Below are 3,580 nucleotides of genomic sequence, written 5' to 3' on the forward strand. Positions count from 1 at the left end.
GGGCACCCATGGCGGGTCGGTGTCGGGCCAGGCGGGTGCGGGCGGCCAGGGCGGTGCGCAGGCCGGTAGCGGTCAGGCGCAAGGGCAGGCCGGCGGCAATGCCTCGCTGGGTGCCAGCATCAACGCCTCCAGCGACGGCCAGTAAGCCGCTGATGGCCACGCGCGGCGTACCGTGCGTGGCCGTCGAAGCCATTGGCTGAAAAACACGACGCCCGGCTGAGCCGGGCGTCGTGCGTTTCGCTTCATGCTGCGGATTGGTCGTGGGAGCGTCCCAACGACGTCGTCGCGACGTCGCGGCACGGCCGGAGGCCGTGCCGCAGTGCGCCTCAGCGTGCGCTCGGCGTCGCCGCCGGCGTGGCGTTGAGGCCGCGCTTCTCCAGCAAGGGTTCGATCTGCGGCGCGTGTCCGGCGAAGTCCTGGAACAACTGCATCGCATCGACGCTGCCGCCTCGCGAGAGCAGGGTCTTGCGGAAGCGGTCGCCGTTGGCGCGGCTCAGCCCGCCATGCTGCTTGAACCACTGCTGGGTGTTGGCGTCCAGCACCTCGGCCCAGATGTAGGCGTAGTAGCCGGCCGCATAGCCGCCCATGATGTGGCTGAAGTACGGCGTACGGTAGCGCGGCGGCACCGGCGGATAGGCGATGCCGTCGGCCGCCAGCGCCTTGGCCTCGAAGTCCATCACGCCCGATGCCGGCGGCACCTGGCCGGCGCTCAGCTGGTGCCAGCGCTGGTCGAGCATCGCCGCGCCCAGGTACTCGGTGGTGGCGAAGCCCTGGTTGAACTTGGCGGTGGCCACCACCTTGTCCAGCAGCGCCTGCGGCATCGGCGCGCCGCTCTGGTAGTGCTTGGCGTAGTGCTTGAGGATGGCCGGATCGTCGGCCCACATCTCGTTGACCTGCGAGGGGAACTCGACGAAGTCGCGCGGCACGCTGGTGCCGGAGAAGTACGGGTACTTCACGTTCGAGAACATGCCGTGCAGGGCATGGCCGAATTCGTGGAAGGCGGTGGTGACCTCGTCCCAGGTCAGCAGGGTCGGCTGGCCGGCCGGCGGCTTGGGAATGTTGAGGTGGTTGGCGACCACCGGCTTGTCGCCGGTCAGCGCCGACTGCGACACGTAGGAGCTCATCCATGCGCCGCCGCGCTTGGACTCGCGCGCGTACATGTCGGCGATGAAGATCGCCAATTGGCTGCCGTCGGCATCGAATACGTCGTAGACCAGCACGTCGTCGCGGTAGGTCGGCAGGTCGGTGCGCTGCTTGAAGGTCAGCCCGTATTCCTGGTTGGCGGCGTAGAACACGCCGTTTTCCAGCACGTTCTTCAGTTCGAAGTAGGGCTTGAGCTGGGACTCGTCGAAGTCGTACTTGGCCTGGCGCACCTTTTCGGTGTAGTAGGCCCAGTCCCAGGCCTCGAGCTTGAAGCTGGGCTTGCCGGCGGCCTTCTGCTCCTGGTCGATCATCGCCTGCAGGTCGGCGGCCTCGCGCTTGGCATTGGCCACCGCGGCCGGGGCCAGCTTGCCGAGCATCGCGTTGACCGCTTCGGGAGTCTTGGCGGTCTGGGTTTCCAGCGAATAGGCGGCGTGGTTCGGATAGCCGAGCAGCTTGGCGCGGTCGGCGCGCAAGGTCATGATCCGCGACACCAGCGCGGTGTTGTCGTACGGGCCGCCGTGGCTGCCGCGCGACACCGAGGCTTCGTAGATCTTCTGCCGCAGGGCGCGATCCTTGAGCTGGGCCAGCGGCGGCTGGCCGGTGGTGTTGAGCAGGGCGATCACGTACTTGCCGTCGAGCTTGCGCGCCTTGGCTGCTTCGGCGGCCGCGGCGATCTGCGCGTCGGACAGGCCGTCGAGCTGCTTGACGTCGTCCACCACCACCGCGGCGGCGTTCACTTCGGCCAGGACGTTCTGGCTGAACTTGGTGCCCAGTTCGGCCAGTTCGGCGTTCATCGCCTTGAGCTTGGCCTTGTCGGCGTCGTTGAGCTTGGCGCCGTCGCGGACGAAGTCGCTGTGGTACTTCTCGATCAGGCGCACGCCCTCCGCGTCCAGACCGAGCTGGTTGCGGGTGTCGTACAGGGTCTGGATGCGCGCGAACAGCTTGGGATTGAGCGCGATCGCGTCGCGGTGCGCGGCCAGCTTGCCGGCGTACTCGGCCTGCAGCTTCTTGCGGGTGTCGTTGGTGTCGGCGCCGACCAGGTTGAAGAACACGGTGGTGGCGCGGTCCAGGACCTGCCCACTCTTCTCCATCGCCACGATGGTGTTGTCGAAGGTCGGTTTGGCGGTCTGATCGGCGATGGCCTGCATTTCCTTCAGCTGCTGCGCCATGCCGGCGTCGAACGCGGGCGCGAAATCGCTGTCCTTGATCTTGTCGAACTGCGGGTAATGCAGCGGCAGGGGGCTTTCGGCGAAGAACGGGTTGGCCTGCGTGGCCGCCGTGGCGGCGGTGGGCGTGGTGGCCGGAGCGGCGTAGGCGGGCATGGCGAGTCCGAGCGTGGCGGCGAGGGCAAGGGCGAGGCGAGAGGTCATCAAGCGGTATCCGCAATCATGGTGATCGGGCAGGCTACCCCAGGCCGGCAGGCGTGACCCGTGACGAAAGCCATGGGAGCGCTGCAGCATCGGCGCTTGTTTCCCAGGGCTTTGCGGCATCTGGCGTGAACCTTGATGCAGTGCGCTTTCGCGCGTGGCGGCGCCGGTGCGGCCATGCATCGGTGATGCGCTGGCGGTGTGCGTTGGTGCGTTCGCGCCCACCTCTGCGACGCGGCCTCGCGTATCGGCCCCGGTTCGCTGGCGACGCGTGCGGCCACCGCGTAGCATCGCCTCGACCCAGCGCCGCTGCGGCGCGCCGCACCACGAGGATCCATGGACACGCCGACCACCGCCTACGCCTTCACCGCGACCACGCTCGACGGGCAGGCGCAGCCGCTTGCCGACTACGCCGGCAAGGTGCTGTTGATCGTCAACGTTGCCTCCAAGTGCGGTTTCACCCCGCAGTACGCCGGGCTGCAGGCGCTGTGGCAGCGCTATCGCGAGCGCGGGCTGGTGGTGCTGGGCTTTCCCTGCGACCAGTTCGGCCACCAGGAACCGGGCGATGCCGCCGAGATCCGCCAGTTCTGTTCGCTGAGCTACGACGTGGATTTCCCGATGTTCGCCAAGGTGCAGGTCAACGGCGACGGCGCGCATCCACTGTGGCGCTGGCTCAAGCAGCAGAAATCCGGGCTGCTTGGCATCGCCGCGATCAAGTGGAATTTCAGCAAGTTCCTGGTCGGCCGCGATGGCCAGGTGCTGGCGCGTTATGCGCCGACCGACAAGCCGGAAGCGCTGGCTGACGCTATCGAGCGGGCGCTGGGGTAACGATTCGGCCGAGGACGCTCGGCGTGGTCTTGAATGCTGGATGCTTGCTCTTGTGGGAGGGACTTCAGTCCCGACGTATTCGAGTTAAAGGCGTCGGGACTGAAGTCCCTCCCACAAAATACTCCCCACTATTTCGCTTTGACCTGCCGCCGTGTCGCTTATCCGGCAGGAGCGGCTTCAGCCGCGATGCTTTACCGGGAACGCCCGTCGCGGCTGAAGCCGCTTGTGTCAAATAAGGGTCT

The 3,580-nt window shown here is 67.2% G+C and carries 2 protein-coding genes; one reads left to right on the forward strand and one right to left on the reverse strand.

What is annotated here, in order from left to right; all coding sequences use genetic code 11:
- Positions 1-326: 326 nt before the first annotated feature.
- Positions 327-2,513, reverse strand: coding sequence for a M3 family metallopeptidase (locus tag D183_RS0112410; protein WP_026144419.1), 2,187 nt, complete (start codon positions 2,511-2,513; stop codon positions 327-329).
- 333 nt (positions 2,514-2,846) lie between these two features.
- Here D183_RS0112410 and D183_RS0112415 point away from each other — a divergent pair, with 333 nt between their 5' ends.
- Entirely contained in the window at positions 2,847-3,338 is a 492-nt protein-coding gene (locus D183_RS0112415; RefSeq protein ID WP_017909275.1) for a glutathione peroxidase, read from the forward strand.
- Positions 3,339-3,580: the final 242 nt, after the last annotated feature.

It is taken from the genome of Xanthomonas sp. SHU 199 (genome assembly GCF_000364665.1).
Classification (GTDB): Bacteria; Pseudomonadota; Gammaproteobacteria; order Xanthomonadales; family Xanthomonadaceae; genus Xanthomonas_A; species Xanthomonas_A sontii.